Source organism: Citrobacter sp. RHBSTW-00524, assembly GCF_013747755.1.
Taxonomy (GTDB): Bacteria; Pseudomonadota; Gammaproteobacteria; order Enterobacterales; family Enterobacteriaceae; genus Citrobacter; species Citrobacter braakii.
This window is the reverse complement of sequence record NZ_CP056421.1, coordinates 3,219,439-3,235,038: the sequence shown is the minus strand read 5'-3', so window position 1 is coordinate 3,235,038 and position 15,600 is coordinate 3,219,439. Positions and strand designations below refer to the sequence as shown.

The window sequence follows — 15,600 nt, the reverse complement described above, 5'->3', positions numbered from 1 at the left end:
GAACAGGAACCTACTACTGCTGGGCGAAGCTGCACCGCGAAGGTGAGCAGGGGCTGGCCGAAGGACTCGAGTTGCTGGCCGGTCTGCTGGAGCGCTTTGGACAACAGTTGCACCCGCAGCGTGATCGCAGCCGTAAGGCGGCACTGGAATGGCTGGCCGGATCGCGTATGACCGACTCGCTTTCCCTGTATCCGGAAGTGGTCAGGAACGATGCGATGCGAACCACCGGGGCACTGTTGCTGATAGCACAGCTTATTGAGAATGAGCCGGATGAAACCCGTCCCGAACTCAATGTGCTGTACGGCGCGCTGGAGAATCGTCTGCAGAAAGCGGGGGGGCGTGGATGCGGTGGTACCGCAGAACGCCAGTACCAGTGAAACCCCGTCGTCTGCCAGTCACAGCGATGCCCCGGCCATCGGGCGGATCACCTCCGGTCAGGATTTGCTGGCCCAGGCCCGCACCCTCACCGAATACCTGCGCGAGCAGCCAGATGGCTGGCTGTCAGCACACCATCTGATGAAGAGCCTGCGTCACGACACCCTGCGGGCCATCCCGGCCCCGGATGCGCAGGGGCGTACACGCATCGAGCCGCCAAGGGCGGATCAACGCGCGTTACTCAAACGTCTCTACCTGCAGCAGAACTGGGCTGAAATGCTGGAAACGGCCGACAGCACCTTTTCCCGCGGTGCCAATCACCTGTGGCTGGATTTGCAGTGGTACATCCACCAGGCGTTGACGAAATCCGGCAAGGAGACGCTGGCTGACATTATTGCTGCCGATCTGAAAGGGCTGTTGTCGCGCCTGTCCGGGCTGGAGACGCTGGCGTTTAGTGACGGCACGCCGTTTGCGGACGATGTGACCCTGAACTGGATCCAGCAGAGCGTGCTGGACACCGTTGGTGGGTGGGACAATGACACACCATCAGCCCCGGTTACCTCTGGTAACGATGACATTCTGACGCTGGAACCGGAAGCCGTGGCACTGGCCGACAGTGAAGGCCCGGATGTCGCACTGGGCTGGTTGCAGGCCCGTCCCGACATCACCACCGTACGCCAGCAGTGGCTGCTGCGCCTGCTGATGGGGCGTATCGCGGAGCAGTACGGCAAAAATGAGCTGGCGGTGCATCTGTTTGCGGAGCTGGGCGAGCGGGCCGGTGAACTCACCCTTACGAACTGGGAACCTGAGCTATTGTTTGAGGTACAGACCCGTCATCTGAAACTCCTGCGGCTGAAAGCCAGTCGCAGTGAGGCTGATAAGACCCGCCTTACACCGGTAATGGACCAGTTACTTGCCGGGCTGCTCGCAGTTGATCCTGCCCGTGCCGCCGTGCTTTGCGGATGATAATTAGTCATACCTTTAGGAAAGAAATCAGAATCAAGGGAAATTAAAAAATGAAACGTCTTAGAATATTTACTTGTTTAGGTGTGATGTTCTTGCTTTCAGGTTGTACAGCACTGCTGTGGGGAGGAAATAAGGTCGCCGAGCCAAAAACAGAGAGACATATTCAGATTCAGGACAGTGTAACCGGTGTATTTCAGTATAAAAACCTTGCTGTTTCTGTTGTTCAGGGAAGCAAAAAAACTACTGTTAACGTTCCCTCTGAAGGTGTTGCCTTTGTAGGTGAAAAAAATATATACATTCTGACCCGGGGGGCTGATGAACTTCTGTTCCTTAATAAACTTGCAACTCAAATTCCCCTGATATCAGGTCGGGAAGAGAATACCCTTAAGTTTCGGATAAACAAACCATCAGGCAGCGATAGCGTGCTTCAGTTCAGCGATGCTCTTCCTGTCGAAGTCAATAAATCCTCCAGGATGCTTTCAACAGAAGAGTTAAAGACTGTTCAGCATGCAGGCTTCCGGAGCAACGGTGTCCGGTATGTCAGGGACGTATATATCACGGGAGTGATTATTCCCAAAGTGAGCCTTAATTATACTTTTGATAAGACTGAATCTTTGGGGAGAACGTACAGCGTTCAGTTTTATTCGCTGGAGTCTGGAACCAATTTTCACCCCGTAAATCTGGCGACCAATATTGTCGTTACCCCGTTAGCACTCACTGCTGATATTGTTTTTTTCCCGATATCATTAAGTCTGCTTCAGCTCATTAATGGCCCTTCACCATTCGGACATTAATCAAACAGGTGTTTTATGGAAGATTTAACCCTGCGCTATTTTGATGCAGAAATGCGCTACCTGCGTGAAGCCGCGAAAGAGTTCGCGCAAACCCATCCCGATCGTGCAGCGATGCTCGACCTGGATAAGGCCGGCACACCCGATCCCTATGTCGAGCGCCTGCTTGAAGGGTTTGCCTTCTCAATGGGGCGGCTGCGCGAAAAAATTGACGACGACCTGCCGGAACTGACGGAAGGCCTGGTCAGCATGCTCTGGCCGCACTACCTGCGCACCATTCCATCCCTCTCTGTGGTGGCGCTCACTCCGGCGTTGCATGCCATGAAAATGGCGGAAGTGGTACCTGCAGGTCTTGAGGTATATTCCCGTCCGGTAGGGCCGAAGAACACGGTCTGTCGTTATCGTACCACCCAGGATGTGATGCTCAATCCCCTGAGCGTTTCGGGTATTACCATGACCACTGAGCCTGACGGTCGTTCGCTGTTGCGGATGCGCTTTGCCTGCAGCAGCCAGGCAGACTGGTCCGGTGCTGACCTCAGCCGTCTGAGCCTGTATCTCGGGGCGGATGCCCCGGTCAGTAGCCAGCTGCACCTGATGCTGACCAAACGCCAGGCCGCACTCTATATGCGTCTGCCCGGGCAGACTGACCGTATCCGGCTTGACGGGTACTTCTCACCCGGGGGATTTGCTGAAGAGGACGGTCTGTGGCCGAAAGGTGATACCGCGTTCAGTGGCTATCAGTTGCTGCTGGAATACTTCACCTTCCGCGACAAGTTTATGTTTGTCCACCTTAACGGGCTTGAGGGCATCACGCCGCCAGCCGGGGCCGAATATTTTGATATTGAAGTGGTGTTCAGTACGCAATGGGCGTCTGACCTGCCGGTCACCGATGAGGCGATTCGTCTGCACTGCGTGCCAGTGATTAACCTGTTCACGCTGGAGGCTGACCCGCTCAGCATCACCGGGCTTGAAAGCGAGTACCTGCTGCGTCCTAAACGGCTGCAGGACGGACATACCGAGATTTATTCGGTGAATTCGGTCACCGGTTCAAACCGCACCGGTGATGCCGAGTACGTGCCGTTCAGCAGCTTCCGCCATAAGGGGGGGATGATGCGCCGTCACGCACCGCCACGGTATTACCACACCCGCGTTAAGCGGGGGGTCACCGGACTGTATGACACCTGGCTTATCCTCGGCGGCCACCAGTGGGAAGATGACTGCCTGTTTGAGCGTGAGGCTGTATCGCTGCAAATCACCGGCACCAACGGTCAGTTACCACGCCGGGCATTACAAAGCACGCTGCTTGACCGCTGTGAACAGGTGGTCAGTACACCGCTTTCAGTACGCAACCTCTGCAAACCAACGCTGCCAGTCTATCCGCCATCCGAAGACCGTTTCCACTGGCGGGTTTTGAGTCACCTTGGGTCTGGCTTCCTGAACATGATGAGTACCGCCGAAGTGCTGCGTGGCACCCTTGCCCTGTATAACTGGCAGGAAGATGAAATGAACACCCGGCGTCTGGAAGCGATTCAGCAGGTGGAGCACCACCGCCTGCAGCGTTTTGAACAGGGCTACCTGCTTCGGGGGCTGGATATCGAAGTGACCCTCGACAGCAACGGCTTCACCGGTGAGGGCGATATTCACCTGTTCGGTGAAATGCTCAACCGGTTCTTTGCGCTGTATGCCGATATGAACCAGTTTAATCAGCTCACCCTCATTGTTCAGCCAGAAGGAAAATGCATCCGGTGGAAAGAGAATCACAGTCCGCGTCTGCCCGGCTGATAGCGCAACTGGGGGACCGGCTGCCCTATATCAACTTTTACCGCTTCTGCCAGTTGCTGGAGCAGAGCCAGCCGGACAAACCGGTTACGGGCAGTACCTGGCATGTACGTCATGAACCGGTACGTTTTCGGTCACACTCGGGGATGGGCTTTCCGGCATCTGAAGTCAAAGGGATTGAGCAGTCTGAGCATTCGCATTTGCCGCCAACGGTACGCATCACCTTTATGGGGCTCTACGGCGTGGAGTCCCCGCTGCCGACGCACTATATCGATGACATTACCCAGCGACGGGAAGGGTATGAGTCCACTGCGGATTTCCTCGATATCTTCAACCACCGGCTGATTGCCCAGTACTACCGTATCTGGCGTAAATACTCATACCCGGCGACTTTCGAAGATGGCGGTAAGGACAACACCTCGCAGTGCTTGCTGGGACTGGCCGGGCTCGGGATTAACGGCTGCACGGACAATATCGCGACCCCAGCTTCGCGCTTTCTGGCACTGCTGCCGGTCATGTTGCTGCCGGGGCGTACCGCAGAAGGCATGGCCTCGCTGGTGCGCCTGCTGGCACCCAACACGCAGGCGAAAGTGTGGCACCACGACAAACACCGTGTGCCGCTGAAGAAGCCCCTGACCATGAGCGTGCGCCAGCCTGTCACCCTGACAAACCGACCGGTGATGGGCAACTATGCCACCGACGTAAACAGTCAGGTGCTGATGCGTCTGACCACCACTGACCCGGCAGAAGTGCAGGGCTGGTTACCGGGCGGGGAGCTTCACACAGATTTAATGGCGCTGCTGCATGTCTATCTTGGCTCGCGTCTCGATGTGCGTCTGCAGTTGTGTGTCGACCGTAGCCTGCTGCCGGATGCGACAATGAGCACTAAACCCAACGCCGGGGCGGTGCAATTGGGCCGTACCACCGTGATGCGGCCGCTGAATGGGGCGAACACCGTCACGCATCCCAAAACTATAACCATCAATCTGGGCCGCTATGAGCGGGTACAGGAAAATATTCACCGCAGGGAGACCGATGAAGATGGCGATTACCGCTGGTAAATTTCCTCTGGCTGCGCTGGCCGCTGGTATCACCTTGATGCTGGCGGGCTGCGGGCTGACTCAAAAAATGACAGACGGCACCGTTGCTGTGACCAAATCGATTTTTTATAAGCAGATAAAGACCCTGCATCTGGATATTCGCGCCCGTGAGGCCGTCAACAGCAATGCAGGCGGCGTGGCATTGTCGACGGTGGTGCGTATTTACCAGCTTAAAGACCGCAAAACCTTTGACAGCACGGACTATCCGTCATTGTTCAAAGACGACAGTCAGGCCATCAAGGCAGACCTGATGGCGGAGAAAGATATCCGCCTGCAGCCGGGCGGGGCGGCGACGGTTGATATGCCGATGGAAGAGAGTGCGCAGTATGTCGCAGTGGCAGGCATGTTTATGTCGCCGGACCAGGTGAACAACACCTGGCGGGTGGTGCTGAGCCGTGATGATCTCGATCCGGATAAAGCCCGGGTGATTGAGGCCGGTAACAACCGCCTGACCCTGCAGGTGCTGAAAGATGAGTGAGTCATCCCGTCCTTCACTGTATGAAACTCTTTATGGCAACTTCACCGGAGGCCTCGACCTGCATCAGGTCAGCGAGCAGAACCAGGTTATTCTGTCCGTACTCGACAATATGCAGCGTATCCTCAACAGCCGATCGGGAACGTTGGCGCATCTGCCAGATTATGGTCTGCCGGATATGACCAAAATTCTGCAGGGGATGCCGGGAACGGCGCATGAGCTGATGGGCGCATTGTCTGCCGTACTGCTCAAATATGAACCGCGGCTCAAAAAAATCAATGTCATCCTCCTCGGGCAGGACATCCCCGGTGAACTGCGCTATGCCATCGATGCTGAGCTCAAAGGCGTGGGTCTGGTGCGTTACGGAACCGAGTTTATGCCCGAGGGGCGGGTTCTCCTGCGACATCTTAAGCAACAGCAGTATCTCGACACGACAACCCATCTGTAAGGCCAGATAACACTATGTCAGTAAAATCACAGTTCCTCAAAAAACTACAGGCCAGACAGTCAGCCCCGGTCTCGTTTACCAGCAAGACTCAGGCCGATATCGCAGAATTTCGCCTGCGAATAACACAACTTCAGGAGCAGATGGACGCGTGGCTGGTGGATACCGGGCTCAATGTGGAGTCGTTCACGGTATCCGTTACGGACCTGCTGGTGGAGGGGGGCGCTTTTGAAATTACCGGTATTGTTCTGTGTTACGACGACCGGGCCGTAAAGTTTGTGCCGGTATTTTTGTACGGCCAGGGCGTGACCGGGTGTGTGGAGACGACTTTTCATAATGGAGAACGAGTGACTTCACTGGGGCGTTTATTTATGCGGTCAGGTACCGTGAGTGACTGGACCTTTTCTCCGCCTGGAGCTTTATCCCGTCCTGGGCAGGATTTTGATGAGAGCGCGTTTTTTGGTTTGATTTTATCGCTCCTTCCATAGCGGGAGCGGAAAATGAATCATTATTTTTTTGCTTTGAATCATTGCACGTTTTCCTGACGAAACGGTTAATAGCTTTCGGATTACTTAGCCCTAAAGTAACGAAATAAATCACGGATATGTAAATGAGAAAATTAATCTTCCTTCTGGTATCAGGAATACTGTTTACGGCACAGGCCGATGCTGCGCGTGGAAGGCAGCCCTGCTCAGGTTCAAAAGGCGGTATAGCGCACTGCACATCGGATGGACGCTTTGTCTGTAATGACGGGAGCCTGAGTCAGTCGAAGCGATTCTGTTCCGGGTATGGTTCCTCAGATGCCAGCAATCAGACAAAACCGTCCACTTCCGCCCGCAAAACGCAGACGAAAAAGGGGACAACGGCGAAAAAGCAGAGCCTGCAGCGCGTGGCAGAAAACGACGAACCGGTCAGTACCCAACCCCGACAGCCCACATGCGCTCCCCTCTATATGGCTAGCAAGCCCGGATACACTCATTTACCGATTTGCTCAGGGAACCAGTATTAATTTGATATGGCAAAGATTCTCTTCCCGCTATTCAGATTAAATTGTCAGGATAAAACTAAGAAAGGAAAGAAATAAAACATGGCACGAAGAAAAAAAGATGACAATGCTACGGGTATTATCCTGGTTATTCTTGGCGTCATTGCCTGGGGTATTTATGTCGCGGTAAGAGCATTAATAAACCTTAATGAACAATTTATTGAATATGTTTCTAATCCGGCAGGAATCATCGGTCTGTTCTTTGGTTTACTGATAGCCGTTGCGCTGATAATACGGGTTTTCATTTACCGGGGATTCCGGAAGAAAACAGCTGAGCTTGAACAGGCCGCGTCGGACCTGGCACAGAAAGAGAAAGCCTTTGACGAAACCGTCAGTACTGAAGTGGCTCGCGGCCTGTATCAGGAAAAGAAACAGCTTTCCGGTCAGTGGGATGACTTTCACAATGCCAGAAATAAAGCCTCCCGGGCACTGCAGCGTATTGTGGACTCCGCGTATAAATTCAAAGTCAAAACACTGCTTTCCGGCACTACGGTGAATAACTGGCAAAGCAAGTACGACCAGCTCAGAAAAGAGAGAGACGCTTATGCTGCTATAAGCGAGAAAATCACCTTTCTGGAACTTGAAGATAATGCCGACTGGGAAAGCGTAAAACAGCAATTTCTGGATAAGGTCGCCCTGCTGGAAAAAGCGCAGGAAGAAAAAGAATATCAGGCAGAGCTCAAGCGTCAGATGCGGGAAGAAAAACAGCGTCAGGACGAACTGGAGCAGCAGCAGCGCGAAGCGGAAGAGGAGGAGCAACGCCTTGCTGAGCAGCAGCGCTTACTGGGGGAGGCTCTGCTCGCTGCTGAAGGTGCTCACAGGGAAGCGCTGGAACGACAGCGTCTGGAGCTGGAGCAAAAAATCCAGGACGTGCATCAGCAGTATGAGCGCGCCAAATCCATGGCCCAGCTCACGAAGCAGGGCCATGTGTATGTGATTTCGAATATCGGCTCCTTCGGTGAAAACGTTTTTAAAATTGGTATGACCCGACGGCTGGAGCCTATGGAGCGCGTGAAAGAGTTAAGTGGCGCAGCCGTGCCGTTTGATTTTGACGTCCACGCCATGATTTCCTGCGATGACGCTCCTGCGCTTGAAAAGACACTGCATGACCATCTGGAAAGCTACCGGATTAACCGCATCAACCTGCGTAAGGAGTTTTTCCGGGTCGAGCTCAGCAGAATTATCGATGAGGTGGAGCGTCACCACGGGCAGGTTGAATATATTGCTGACCCTGTGGCGCTACAGTATCTGCAGAGTCTCGAATATGCAGAAAGCGAAGCCGCATAAACAATGACTTTCAATAGCTGCTTATACGTCAAATGGACAACGGGTCATGAATGACATCTCACCACGTAAAATAAAAACCGGTATCCGTGCTCACTGCACCAATCACGAAAACTCGAACAAATCCATGTGCTGTTGCAACCCGGCCTGGAACATCGCTTTTAGCTTTGACTCTGCGAAGAAAAGCTGTCAGTACCATATCTGATAAAACGATCTGTTTACGTGGAGAAGGGAAAACGAGCTCTGTATGCAGGCCCCGTATATTTTCAATTATCGCCATTGCCTGTTTTGACAGTGGTACACGGTGCATCTGACTGGCTTTCATTTTTTCTGCAGAATAGTCCAGACAGCATTTTTAAAGTTAACTTCAGACCATTTCATGGCTAGAGCTTCCCCTGAACGACAAGCCGTGAGTATGACAATACTCAGCAACGCTTTGCTGACATTGTAAGGTTCACCATGCTGGATGTGGGTTGCCAGAAAAAGAGGGTTACTCTTCCATGGCATAGCTGGCTGATGGACCCATTTTTGCTTATAAGGAAAATTTGAAACCTGTTGCTGTGAGAGTTAGTGCTGTTACGTTGCCTGAAATTGGCAAAGGAATGGAATTACCGGGCAACTATCAGACTCACCACTTCAGCCCTGGCGAGCTCTGGGTAACTTCTTTTTCGCTGGATATGATTGGTGCTGACTCTTCGAAAATAAAGCCCTCAGCATTAAGTGCGAGGGCTGGAAATAATTAATTGCTATATTTCCCTAAAAACACGATGGCGTTATTGTCCGAAATGAATAATGTATAATATTCATTTGACGAGACCGGTTTAATACCTTTTTTTATGATATCAGATAGTTTGTTTTTATTTTCTTGCTCATCCCCATAACCATGAAGGGTTTGCGTGAACCCTTTGTTGACCAATTGATATGACGCTAAAAACTCAGTAGCTGGAAAAACGAAATGGCCTATAAGTGGTTTGTTATCTATTAATAACCTTGCTCTTTCATTTTTATTCAACTGGCCTACAGTACCAATGGATACAATGTCTTTATGAGTGGCAATGTCTTGCGCAATCATGCTAAAAACAAAATTTTCATATTCTTGTTGTGACTTCATAGCGTTGCTTAGTTGAGCACTAAAAGCAAGCGAAGCAATGACTGGGATCAGTGCGGCGTATTTAAAACGAGGAGCGAAACGCATAATCGGGATAGCAATTATAACCAATATAACTGAAAATGAGACTAAAGTACGGGGAAGTACTGGTGCGTCCTGAAGTAATAATGTTGGCCCCATAAGTGAAATAATGAATATTAAAAAGGAGACAGCTCCGTACAAAATAAATGATGCTATTTGTTTTATATTAGTACGGTAAGCAATGAGCATAAACACGCAACTTATAAGTATTGGGATTGCGAAGTAAATGTAAACCGGATGATATAGATAAGAAAGAACCATTTCTTTTAAGGCAATTAATGTTTTGGCCAGATGCTCTAATCCCTCTTGGTCTAGATGTATTAATTCTGCTCGAGAGTTATTTTTAGGCGAGAAGAAAAGCATATAGATAAGAAAAAATGATACGAATAAAATTGTTTTTTTGAATAAGAAAATTATTGATTCCTTGACCTTTACATCTTTTTTTGTTGCGATGATGATTACATCAATTGCAAGCAAACCAATAAAAATATTGGCACATGGTTGATATAAAGTTAAAGATAATACGCCAGCGATTAATTTTGTCGCAACCTCTATCGTCAGATTTTTATTTTTATAAGTATATGCAACCACCGCAAGGAAAAAGGCAATCGACATTCCGAGACTATCATATCTGTACGCAATATTTTGCAAAATGAATGGGTTGAATATTAAAAGTGCGGCAACCATGTTTGCGTTCGGAATATCTGATTTAATCAGGTGTTTACTGAGCGCAAGCGCAGATGCGCCTAAGAAAATACATGATGCGAGCATGGTATAAGGAAATAGGTCCAGGTTATAGTGCCCACTGGCAGAAAAAAATCTGGTTAAAATATCTGCAAAAGGTCGACCTAAACCACGCCAGCCGTAATATCCAGTTATAGACCTGTCTAAATCATCTCTGTAATATATGCCTGCCTGGATTAACGGGTAAATAAACAACAGGGCTAATCCTGAGTAAATAAACAATGCTTTTTTATCGTATCTGGAGAACATTTTAAATCCCGTCTTGTTTTTTAACTATATAACGTGGCCGTTGTTTGGTTTCGATGTAGATTCTACCTATGTACTCACCAAGCACACCGATACCAATTAACTGAATCCCACCAAGGAAAAGGATTGAAACAATAATAGATGGATATCCCGCGACCGGATTTCCCCAAAAAATCTTGTCTATAATCATCCATGCACCGAACAAAAAGGATACAGCGGCTACAAAAAAACCAATGTAGGTCCATATTCGCAATGGGAACGTTGAAAAACTGGTAATACCCTCCAGAGCAAGATTCCACAATTTCCAGCCATTAAATTTTGATTTACCAGCAATGCGTCCTGCGCGTGTGTACTCAACAACATCAGTATTGCCACCTACCCAGCTAAGCACACCTTTCATAAAGAGATTACGTTCCGGCATGAGTTTGATGTTATCAACTACATCGCGGGACATAAGTCTAAAGTCACCAACATTTTCTTCGATCTTTGGATCGCTTATTTTATTGTGTAATTTATAGAACCATTCAGCGGTTTTGCGCTTCAGTTTTCCATCCGTGGAGCGGTCTGCGCGCTTTGCCAGCACAATATCTGCACCCGCAAGCCACTTATCGACCATCAATGGAATTATTTCGATTGGATCCTGTAGGTCAACATCGATCGGAATAACTGCTTCACCAGAGGAACGCTCAAGGCCGGCAAAGATTGCTGGTTCTTTTCCAAAGTTGCGCGTAAATGATATGGGGACGACGAGCTTATCAGATACGGCGAGAGCATTAATGATTGATTCTGTAGCGTCTTTGCTACCGTCGTTGATAAACACAATTTCAACATCATATTTTTTTAGTTCTTCATGTCCACGCACCGTGTTGTAGAAAATAGGTATTGTATCTTCTTCATTGAACACCGGCACAATCAGAGAAATTTTCATTTCGGATCCCTAAAAACAATGAACCTGGAGTATAAGAAGCCGCATACCAAGCTGATGGAGGAGAACTCTATCAACGTTATGAGAGGGGAAATGTTGTAGTGATCAGATACCTGACCAGAGATAAAGCTTAGTAGCCCCATAAATCCAACAAATAGCACATACCCTCGGCCGGTGGCTTTTGCGCTAAATGTAAATTTTGCGTTTGCAAAAAATGAAAATGTCACAGCTATCAAAAACGCCACCACGTTGCTCACGGCCTGGTCATTTTTCATGATGTATACCATGATGCCGAACACCGCCCAATGTAATGCCGTGTTTACAATCCCTACGGAAATGTAGCGTGAAAGTAGCTTTATCATAATTAAGAAAGGTTTAATAGAAAGTGTGCGAGTTTAACATTGATACAAAACGAGATCGACACTTCGACTTTTACCTTTCGCAGAGACTTGTTTTGCGATACATCCGAGCGACTCTGCCGGGAGCGCAGTTTTCCGCTGGGCCACAAGCCCGCAACACTAACTCTCAGAAATGAGAGGCCGATCCTCTGAGCAGGACTTTTGTCCTCAATCCTCTGCAATCCGCTGGTTACAATCCCTGCATATCTTCAATACCCATAATTCAGGAATTGTTATGACTGCACATATTAATGCCAAAGCGGGTGATTTTGCGCCAACCGTTATTATGCCGGGCGATCCGCTTCGCGCTAAGTTTATTGCCGAAAATTATCTAATGGATTACCGCGAAGTCACCAATGTACGCAATATGCTGGGCTATACCGGTCTTTATTTTGGGCAACCTGTTTCGGTGATGGGACATGGCATGGGTATTCCGTCAATGACGCTTTATGCTCATGAACTGGTACATGACTTCGGTGTACAGCGAATTATTCGTGTCGGCAGTCTGGGGGCAACACAACATCATGTCAAAATGCGAGATATTATTCTTGCCGTCGCCGCCGGAACGGATTCCGTCACAAATTTAAAACGTAGCGCGGGCTACACGATGGCGACATCTGCCCATTTCCCATTATTGCAGCAGGCGTGGGCATTGGCGCAGAAGGCCGGTATTGACGTTAAAGTCGGCAATGTCTTCAGTGGCGATCTTTATTACGATCCTGACGAAAATTTAATACCTGCACTGGAAAAGTTTGGTGTGCTGGGTGTGGATATGGAAGTGGCAGGGTTATACGCTTTAGCGCATCAGTTTAATATTGAAGCGTTGGCTATATTAACCGTATCCGATCATTGCCTGACAGGAGAAGAAACAACGGCGGAAGAACGGCAGTTAACCTTTAAAAATATGATAGAGCTGGCGCTAAATACAGCTGTTACGGCTTAGCATCAGCATTTAAATGAACCAATCAGAGATGGCATTATATGAAGAATAAAATAGCACTTACGCTGATTAGTTTTCTGGCAAATTTTATTATGGCAGGATTTGCCAGTCAGTTTGGCATGCTGATTGAACCGATTGCAGTACGCTACAGTGCCGATGTGAATACCGTCGCCTCGATATTTTCGTTGCTTAACGGTGGGGCTTTAGCCGGGACCATCGCCGCCTTTTTCCTGATTGAGAAAATCGGCGTTAAGCGTATGACGCTCATTATCTATTCGATAGTGTTCCTCTGCGCTCTCGCAATGCACTTAAGCCCTGGCTTATGGCCGGTGATGGTCGCCATGACCCTGGTGGGTTTCTGCGGCGGGATTGGTCTGTGCGTGGCGGGAACGATCGTGGTTTCGGTTTGGCAGGATCGCATTCAAAGTACGATGCTGGTGGTGCAGGACGCCACCTTTAACGTCGCGGGCGTAGTTTTCCCGCTGATTACCACCTTCGCCCTGACGCACAATATGTCGTGGAGTTACAGCTATCTGAGCGTAGGCATAGTGGCCTTACTCACGCTGGGCGTTGTGGCTCTCACCCGCTTTACCGCCTGTGAAACGGCTCCTGCAGCGGATAGCGCAGACCCGGTGAAATCCGAGTGGAATCCAGGGATTATCAGCGGAGGCATTGGCCTGTTCTTAGGTATGTTGGCGCTGTATACCTTCCTGACCTGGGCACCATTATTTGTGAAGAACAAATTTGGTATTCCCTTCGAAGAAGCAGGTAATATTATTACGCAATACTGGGGTGCTGCGCTGGTCGGCGCGTTAGTCTCAACCGTTATTGTTTCCCGCGTAAAGATACATTATTTCTTGCTTAGCATTATTTTGTTAGCTTGCGTTATTACCACCATCATTGTCACGAAGGAAAATATCTCCGGGCTTGATTATCTGGCCTATAGTTACGGGTTTGTCTGCGCAGCGCTGTATAACTCCTTTATTGCCTACGGGGTTTCTTTCGTGAAGCGCGCGAGTAGCCAGAACGTTTCTTATATTTTAATTAGCGGTAGTGCTGGCGCCATGTTTAGTCCGGCGATCAGTGCGCTAATGGAAAAAACTATGGGGTTGCAGAAAATCATGTACGCAATACCGGTGTTGTATTTAATTATCTTTATTATGTTGATGGGTACATTAAAACTCAAACGTAATTAAAAAGTGTAATAACGCTTACCTCTTTAATTAGAAAGCCCGCCGTCACGCCATTTATCTGGTGGGGCGACACTCAACCTTGCTCAAAGGAATTGAAAATGCTGAAGAAAAATAAATCAATGATGAAAAAAACAGTTCTGGGTGCGGTAATTGCGATGTGCTGTACGCAAGCGCTTGCGGCTGATTATGCCGATGGCAACATCCGCAAAAATGATTTTAACTGGATGCAGATGAACTTAATGCAAAGTGTGGATGCGAAAGTGCCTTATGGTATTCGTAATGACACCTATCTTGAGCTGGAGTTTGGCGCACGATCCGGGATTATCGATCTGTATGGTTATGTGGATTTCTTTGATATTTTGGATCGCGAGCAGGACGATCGTCACGGGGGGGATAACTTCTTTGCCAAGATATCTCCACGTTTTTCCCTCGACGCCATTTTTAATAAAGATTTATCCGTTGGGCCATTTAACGAATTCTATATCGCAACGGTAAATAACATTGGCGACCGGGAATTATTCGAGCATTACGTTGGTCTCGGCACGGATGTTAAAGTGCCGTGGTTTGGTCTGGTGGGAATGAACATTTATGCGCACTATGTACGTGAAAATTACGGTGCGGATAACGAAGGCAAGTGGGATGGTTACATGTTCTCGACCAACTGGTCGACGCCGTTCTATACATTCGCCAACGGCAGTTATTTGAACTATCAGGGTTACTTTGACTACCAGTTCGCCGCGAACAAGATTGCTAACCAGCCGTTATATAGCAATAACGCGATTGAATGGTATAACGGCATCTACTGGCATTCAGAGCATTATGCAGTAGGTTATGGCTTAAAATATTTCCGCAACATGGCATTGATGGAAAACCACGGTGGAGCAGGGCGTACCACCGGACTGGGTCACTATTTCAACCTCACCTATAAGTTCTGATTGCGCTGAAATGACACACCAATGCTCCGTTTGCCAGGGTTGGTGTGTCAGTCAATGATGTCATTGCCGAGAAATTTACGCAGCCCATCCAGATCCTTAATTTCCAGTCCTTGCTTCGTGCGCGTTACCAGTCCGGCATCCGTCAGCGCTTTCACCGCCCGCCGATAGACCCGGTCGGTGGTGCCGAATCGCTCAGCTTCCTGGTATTTTTTATGAAAACCATCCATTGGCTGCTTGTTCTGATGCTGGCGATACAGGTCATACGCTACGTTATGTACGATAGGGTAGAGCATCCGGTGCAGGAAGATTTCCAGCATATCCTGATAATCAACGGCCATTGCGCTGGCGAAAAATATCGCCAGTCTGGGGTGCTGGTTCAGCGCTTCCTCCAGACGGTCACAGTTGCATACCGCCACGGTCAGCGGTTCTTCGGCTACGATATCAAGCTGGCAACGATACCCGGTAAAAAACTCCATTTCGCCAAACAGTTGCTCATCACATTCCATTGCACCCAGTTGAAAACGGCGACCATTCTCCGCGCTATAACGCAGAGAAATTCTTCCTGACTGCACCATGATAAGTCGATCGACTACCTGTCCCTGGCGGTAAAGATAGTCATCTTCCTGGATAATCTGTGTTTCAGAGAGCAACTCCTGGAATATCTTCTCAATTAAGGCATCATCTTGCTGCCAGATATTGTGAAAACGACCTTTTGTGAGGGGCTTAAGCTGCATGGCTCAACGTCTTATTGTTTGAGATAATTCTTATCG

The 15,600-nt window shown here is 49.2% G+C and carries 14 protein-coding genes and 2 pseudogenes; 11 read left to right on the top strand and 5 right to left on the bottom strand.

Annotation, left to right across the window (positions count from 1 at the left end; genetic code table 11):
• Nucleotides 1-8: 8 nt before the first annotated feature.
• From tssA to HV229_RS15660, 8 genes and pseudogenes are all read left to right on the top strand, one after another.
• Nucleotides 9-1,341: pseudogene (gene tssA, locus HV229_RS15700) on the top strand (type VI secretion system protein TssA); the annotation flags it as partial.
• A 50-nt stretch (nucleotides 1,342-1,391) separates the two neighbouring features.
• Nucleotides 1,392-2,135, top strand: a complete 744-nt coding sequence (locus tag HV229_RS15695; protein WP_181545820.1) for a hypothetical protein — start codon at nucleotides 1,392-1,394, stop codon at nucleotides 2,133-2,135.
• Nucleotides 2,136-2,150: 15 nt separating this feature from the next.
• Entirely contained in the window at nucleotides 2,151-3,914 is a 1,764-nt protein-coding gene (gene tssF, locus HV229_RS15690; RefSeq protein WP_181545818.1) for a type VI secretion system baseplate subunit TssF, read from the top strand.
• Nucleotides 3,869-4,972, top strand: coding sequence for a type VI secretion system baseplate subunit TssG (tssG, locus tag HV229_RS15685; RefSeq protein WP_181545816.1), 1,104 nt, complete (start codon nucleotides 3,869-3,871; stop codon nucleotides 4,970-4,972). Before tssF ends, tssG begins: the two co-directional genes overlap by 46 nt.
• On the top strand, nucleotides 4,953-5,489 hold the full coding sequence (gene tssJ, locus HV229_RS15680) for a type VI secretion system lipoprotein TssJ (protein WP_181547713.1): 537 nt from the start codon (nucleotides 4,953-4,955) through the stop codon (nucleotides 5,487-5,489). Before tssG ends, tssJ begins: the two co-directional genes overlap by 20 nt.
• A complete protein-coding gene (tssE, locus tag HV229_RS15675; RefSeq protein WP_065554521.1) occupies nucleotides 5,482-5,934 on the top strand; it encodes a type VI secretion system baseplate subunit TssE in 453 nt (150 codons plus the stop codon). The genes tssJ and tssE overlap by 8 nt, the downstream gene beginning before the upstream one ends.
• A gap of 14 nt (nucleotides 5,935-5,948) precedes the next feature.
• Nucleotides 5,949-6,419 (top strand): hypothetical protein, encoded by a 471-nt coding sequence (locus HV229_RS15670; RefSeq protein ID WP_181545814.1) that lies wholly within the window; start codon nucleotides 5,949-5,951, stop codon nucleotides 6,417-6,419.
• Between the two features lie 599 nt (nucleotides 6,420-7,018).
• Complete coding sequence (locus tag HV229_RS15660) at nucleotides 7,019-8,263, top strand: GIY-YIG nuclease family protein (protein WP_181545810.1); 1,245 nt, start codon at nucleotides 7,019-7,021, stop codon at nucleotides 8,261-8,263.
• A gap of 80 nt (nucleotides 8,264-8,343) precedes the next feature.
• Here the strand turns inward: HV229_RS15660 and HV229_RS26325 are convergent.
• The 4 genes and pseudogenes from HV229_RS26325 to HV229_RS15640 all read right to left on the bottom strand — a co-directional run.
• Nucleotides 8,344-8,779, bottom strand: a pseudogene (locus HV229_RS26325) (tyrosine-type recombinase/integrase); the annotation flags it as partial.
• A 220-nt stretch (nucleotides 8,780-8,999) separates the two neighbouring features.
• Complete coding sequence (locus tag HV229_RS15650) at nucleotides 9,000-10,442, bottom strand: glucosyltransferase domain-containing protein (protein WP_181545808.1); 1,443 nt, start codon at nucleotides 10,440-10,442, stop codon at nucleotides 9,000-9,002.
• A gap of 1 nt (nucleotide 10,443) precedes the next feature.
• Complete coding sequence (locus tag HV229_RS15645; RefSeq protein WP_046274452.1) at nucleotides 10,444-11,367, bottom strand: glycosyltransferase family 2 protein; 924 nt, start codon at nucleotides 11,365-11,367, stop codon at nucleotides 10,444-10,446.
• Nucleotides 11,364-11,726, bottom strand: a complete 363-nt coding sequence (locus tag HV229_RS15640; RefSeq protein WP_046274453.1) for a GtrA family protein — start codon at nucleotides 11,724-11,726, stop codon at nucleotides 11,364-11,366. The genes HV229_RS15645 and HV229_RS15640 overlap by 4 nt, the downstream gene beginning before the upstream one ends.
• Nucleotides 11,727-11,997: 271 nt before the next feature.
• On the opposite strand from HV229_RS15640, the gene deoD reads away from it, so the two are divergent.
• From deoD to HV229_RS15625, 3 genes are all read left to right on the top strand, one after another.
• Nucleotides 11,998-12,705, top strand: a complete 708-nt coding sequence (gene deoD / locus HV229_RS15635) for a purine-nucleoside phosphorylase (protein WP_016152566.1) — start codon at nucleotides 11,998-12,000, stop codon at nucleotides 12,703-12,705.
• Nucleotides 12,706-12,743: 38 nt separating this feature from the next.
• Complete coding sequence (gene tsgA, locus HV229_RS15630; protein ID WP_016156155.1) at nucleotides 12,744-13,898, top strand: MFS transporter TsgA; 1,155 nt, start codon at nucleotides 12,744-12,746, stop codon at nucleotides 13,896-13,898.
• A gap of 95 nt (nucleotides 13,899-13,993) precedes the next feature.
• Complete coding sequence (locus HV229_RS15625) at nucleotides 13,994-14,830, top strand: outer membrane protein OmpK (protein WP_016152568.1); 837 nt, start codon at nucleotides 13,994-13,996, stop codon at nucleotides 14,828-14,830.
• Between the two features lie 47 nt (nucleotides 14,831-14,877).
• On the opposite strand, the gene HV229_RS15620 is transcribed toward HV229_RS15625, so the two are convergent.
• Nucleotides 14,878-15,564: a Crp/Fnr family transcriptional regulator gene (locus HV229_RS15620; protein ID WP_065554518.1), complete on the bottom strand. Its 687-nt coding sequence runs from the start codon at nucleotides 15,562-15,564 to the stop codon at nucleotides 14,878-14,880.
• Nucleotides 15,565-15,600 lie beyond the last annotated feature (36 nt).

Excerpts from the sequence above, each read along its gene's own strand:
- HV229_RS15620 (WP_065554518.1), bottom strand. The coding sequence starts at position 15,564 with ATGCAGCTTAAGCCCCTCACAAAAGGTCGTTTTCACAATATCTGGCAG.
- tssE (WP_065554521.1), top strand. The coding sequence starts at position 5,482 with ATGAGTGAGTCATCCCGTCCTTCACTGTATGAAACTCTTTATGGCAAC.
- HV229_RS15645 (WP_046274452.1), bottom strand. The coding sequence starts at position 11,367 with ATGAAAATTTCTCTGATTGTGCCGGTGTTCAATGAAGAAGATACAATA.
- HV229_RS15650 (WP_181545808.1), bottom strand. The coding sequence starts at position 10,442 with ATGTTCTCCAGATACGATAAAAAAGCATTGTTTATTTACTCAGGATTA.
- deoD (WP_016152566.1), top strand. The coding sequence starts at position 11,998 with ATGACTGCACATATTAATGCCAAAGCGGGTGATTTTGCGCCAACCGTT.
- HV229_RS15640 (WP_046274453.1), bottom strand. The coding sequence starts at position 11,726 with ATGATAAAGCTACTTTCACGCTACATTTCCGTAGGGATTGTAAACACG.
- HV229_RS15695 (WP_181545820.1), top strand. The coding sequence starts at position 1,392 with ATGAAACGTCTTAGAATATTTACTTGTTTAGGTGTGATGTTCTTGCTT.
- tssJ (WP_181547713.1), top strand. The coding sequence starts at position 4,953 with ATGGCGATTACCGCTGGTAAATTTCCTCTGGCTGCGCTGGCCGCTGGT.
- HV229_RS15660 (WP_181545810.1), top strand. The coding sequence starts at position 7,019 with ATGGCACGAAGAAAAAAAGATGACAATGCTACGGGTATTATCCTGGTT.
- tssF (WP_181545818.1), top strand. The coding sequence starts at position 2,151 with ATGGAAGATTTAACCCTGCGCTATTTTGATGCAGAAATGCGCTACCTG.
- tsgA (WP_016156155.1), top strand. The coding sequence starts at position 12,744 with ATGAAGAATAAAATAGCACTTACGCTGATTAGTTTTCTGGCAAATTTT.
- HV229_RS15625 (WP_016152568.1), top strand. The coding sequence starts at position 13,994 with ATGCTGAAGAAAAATAAATCAATGATGAAAAAAACAGTTCTGGGTGCG.
- tssG (WP_181545816.1), top strand. The coding sequence starts at position 3,869 with ATGCATCCGGTGGAAAGAGAATCACAGTCCGCGTCTGCCCGGCTGATA.
- HV229_RS15670 (WP_181545814.1), top strand. The coding sequence starts at position 5,949 with ATGTCAGTAAAATCACAGTTCCTCAAAAAACTACAGGCCAGACAGTCA.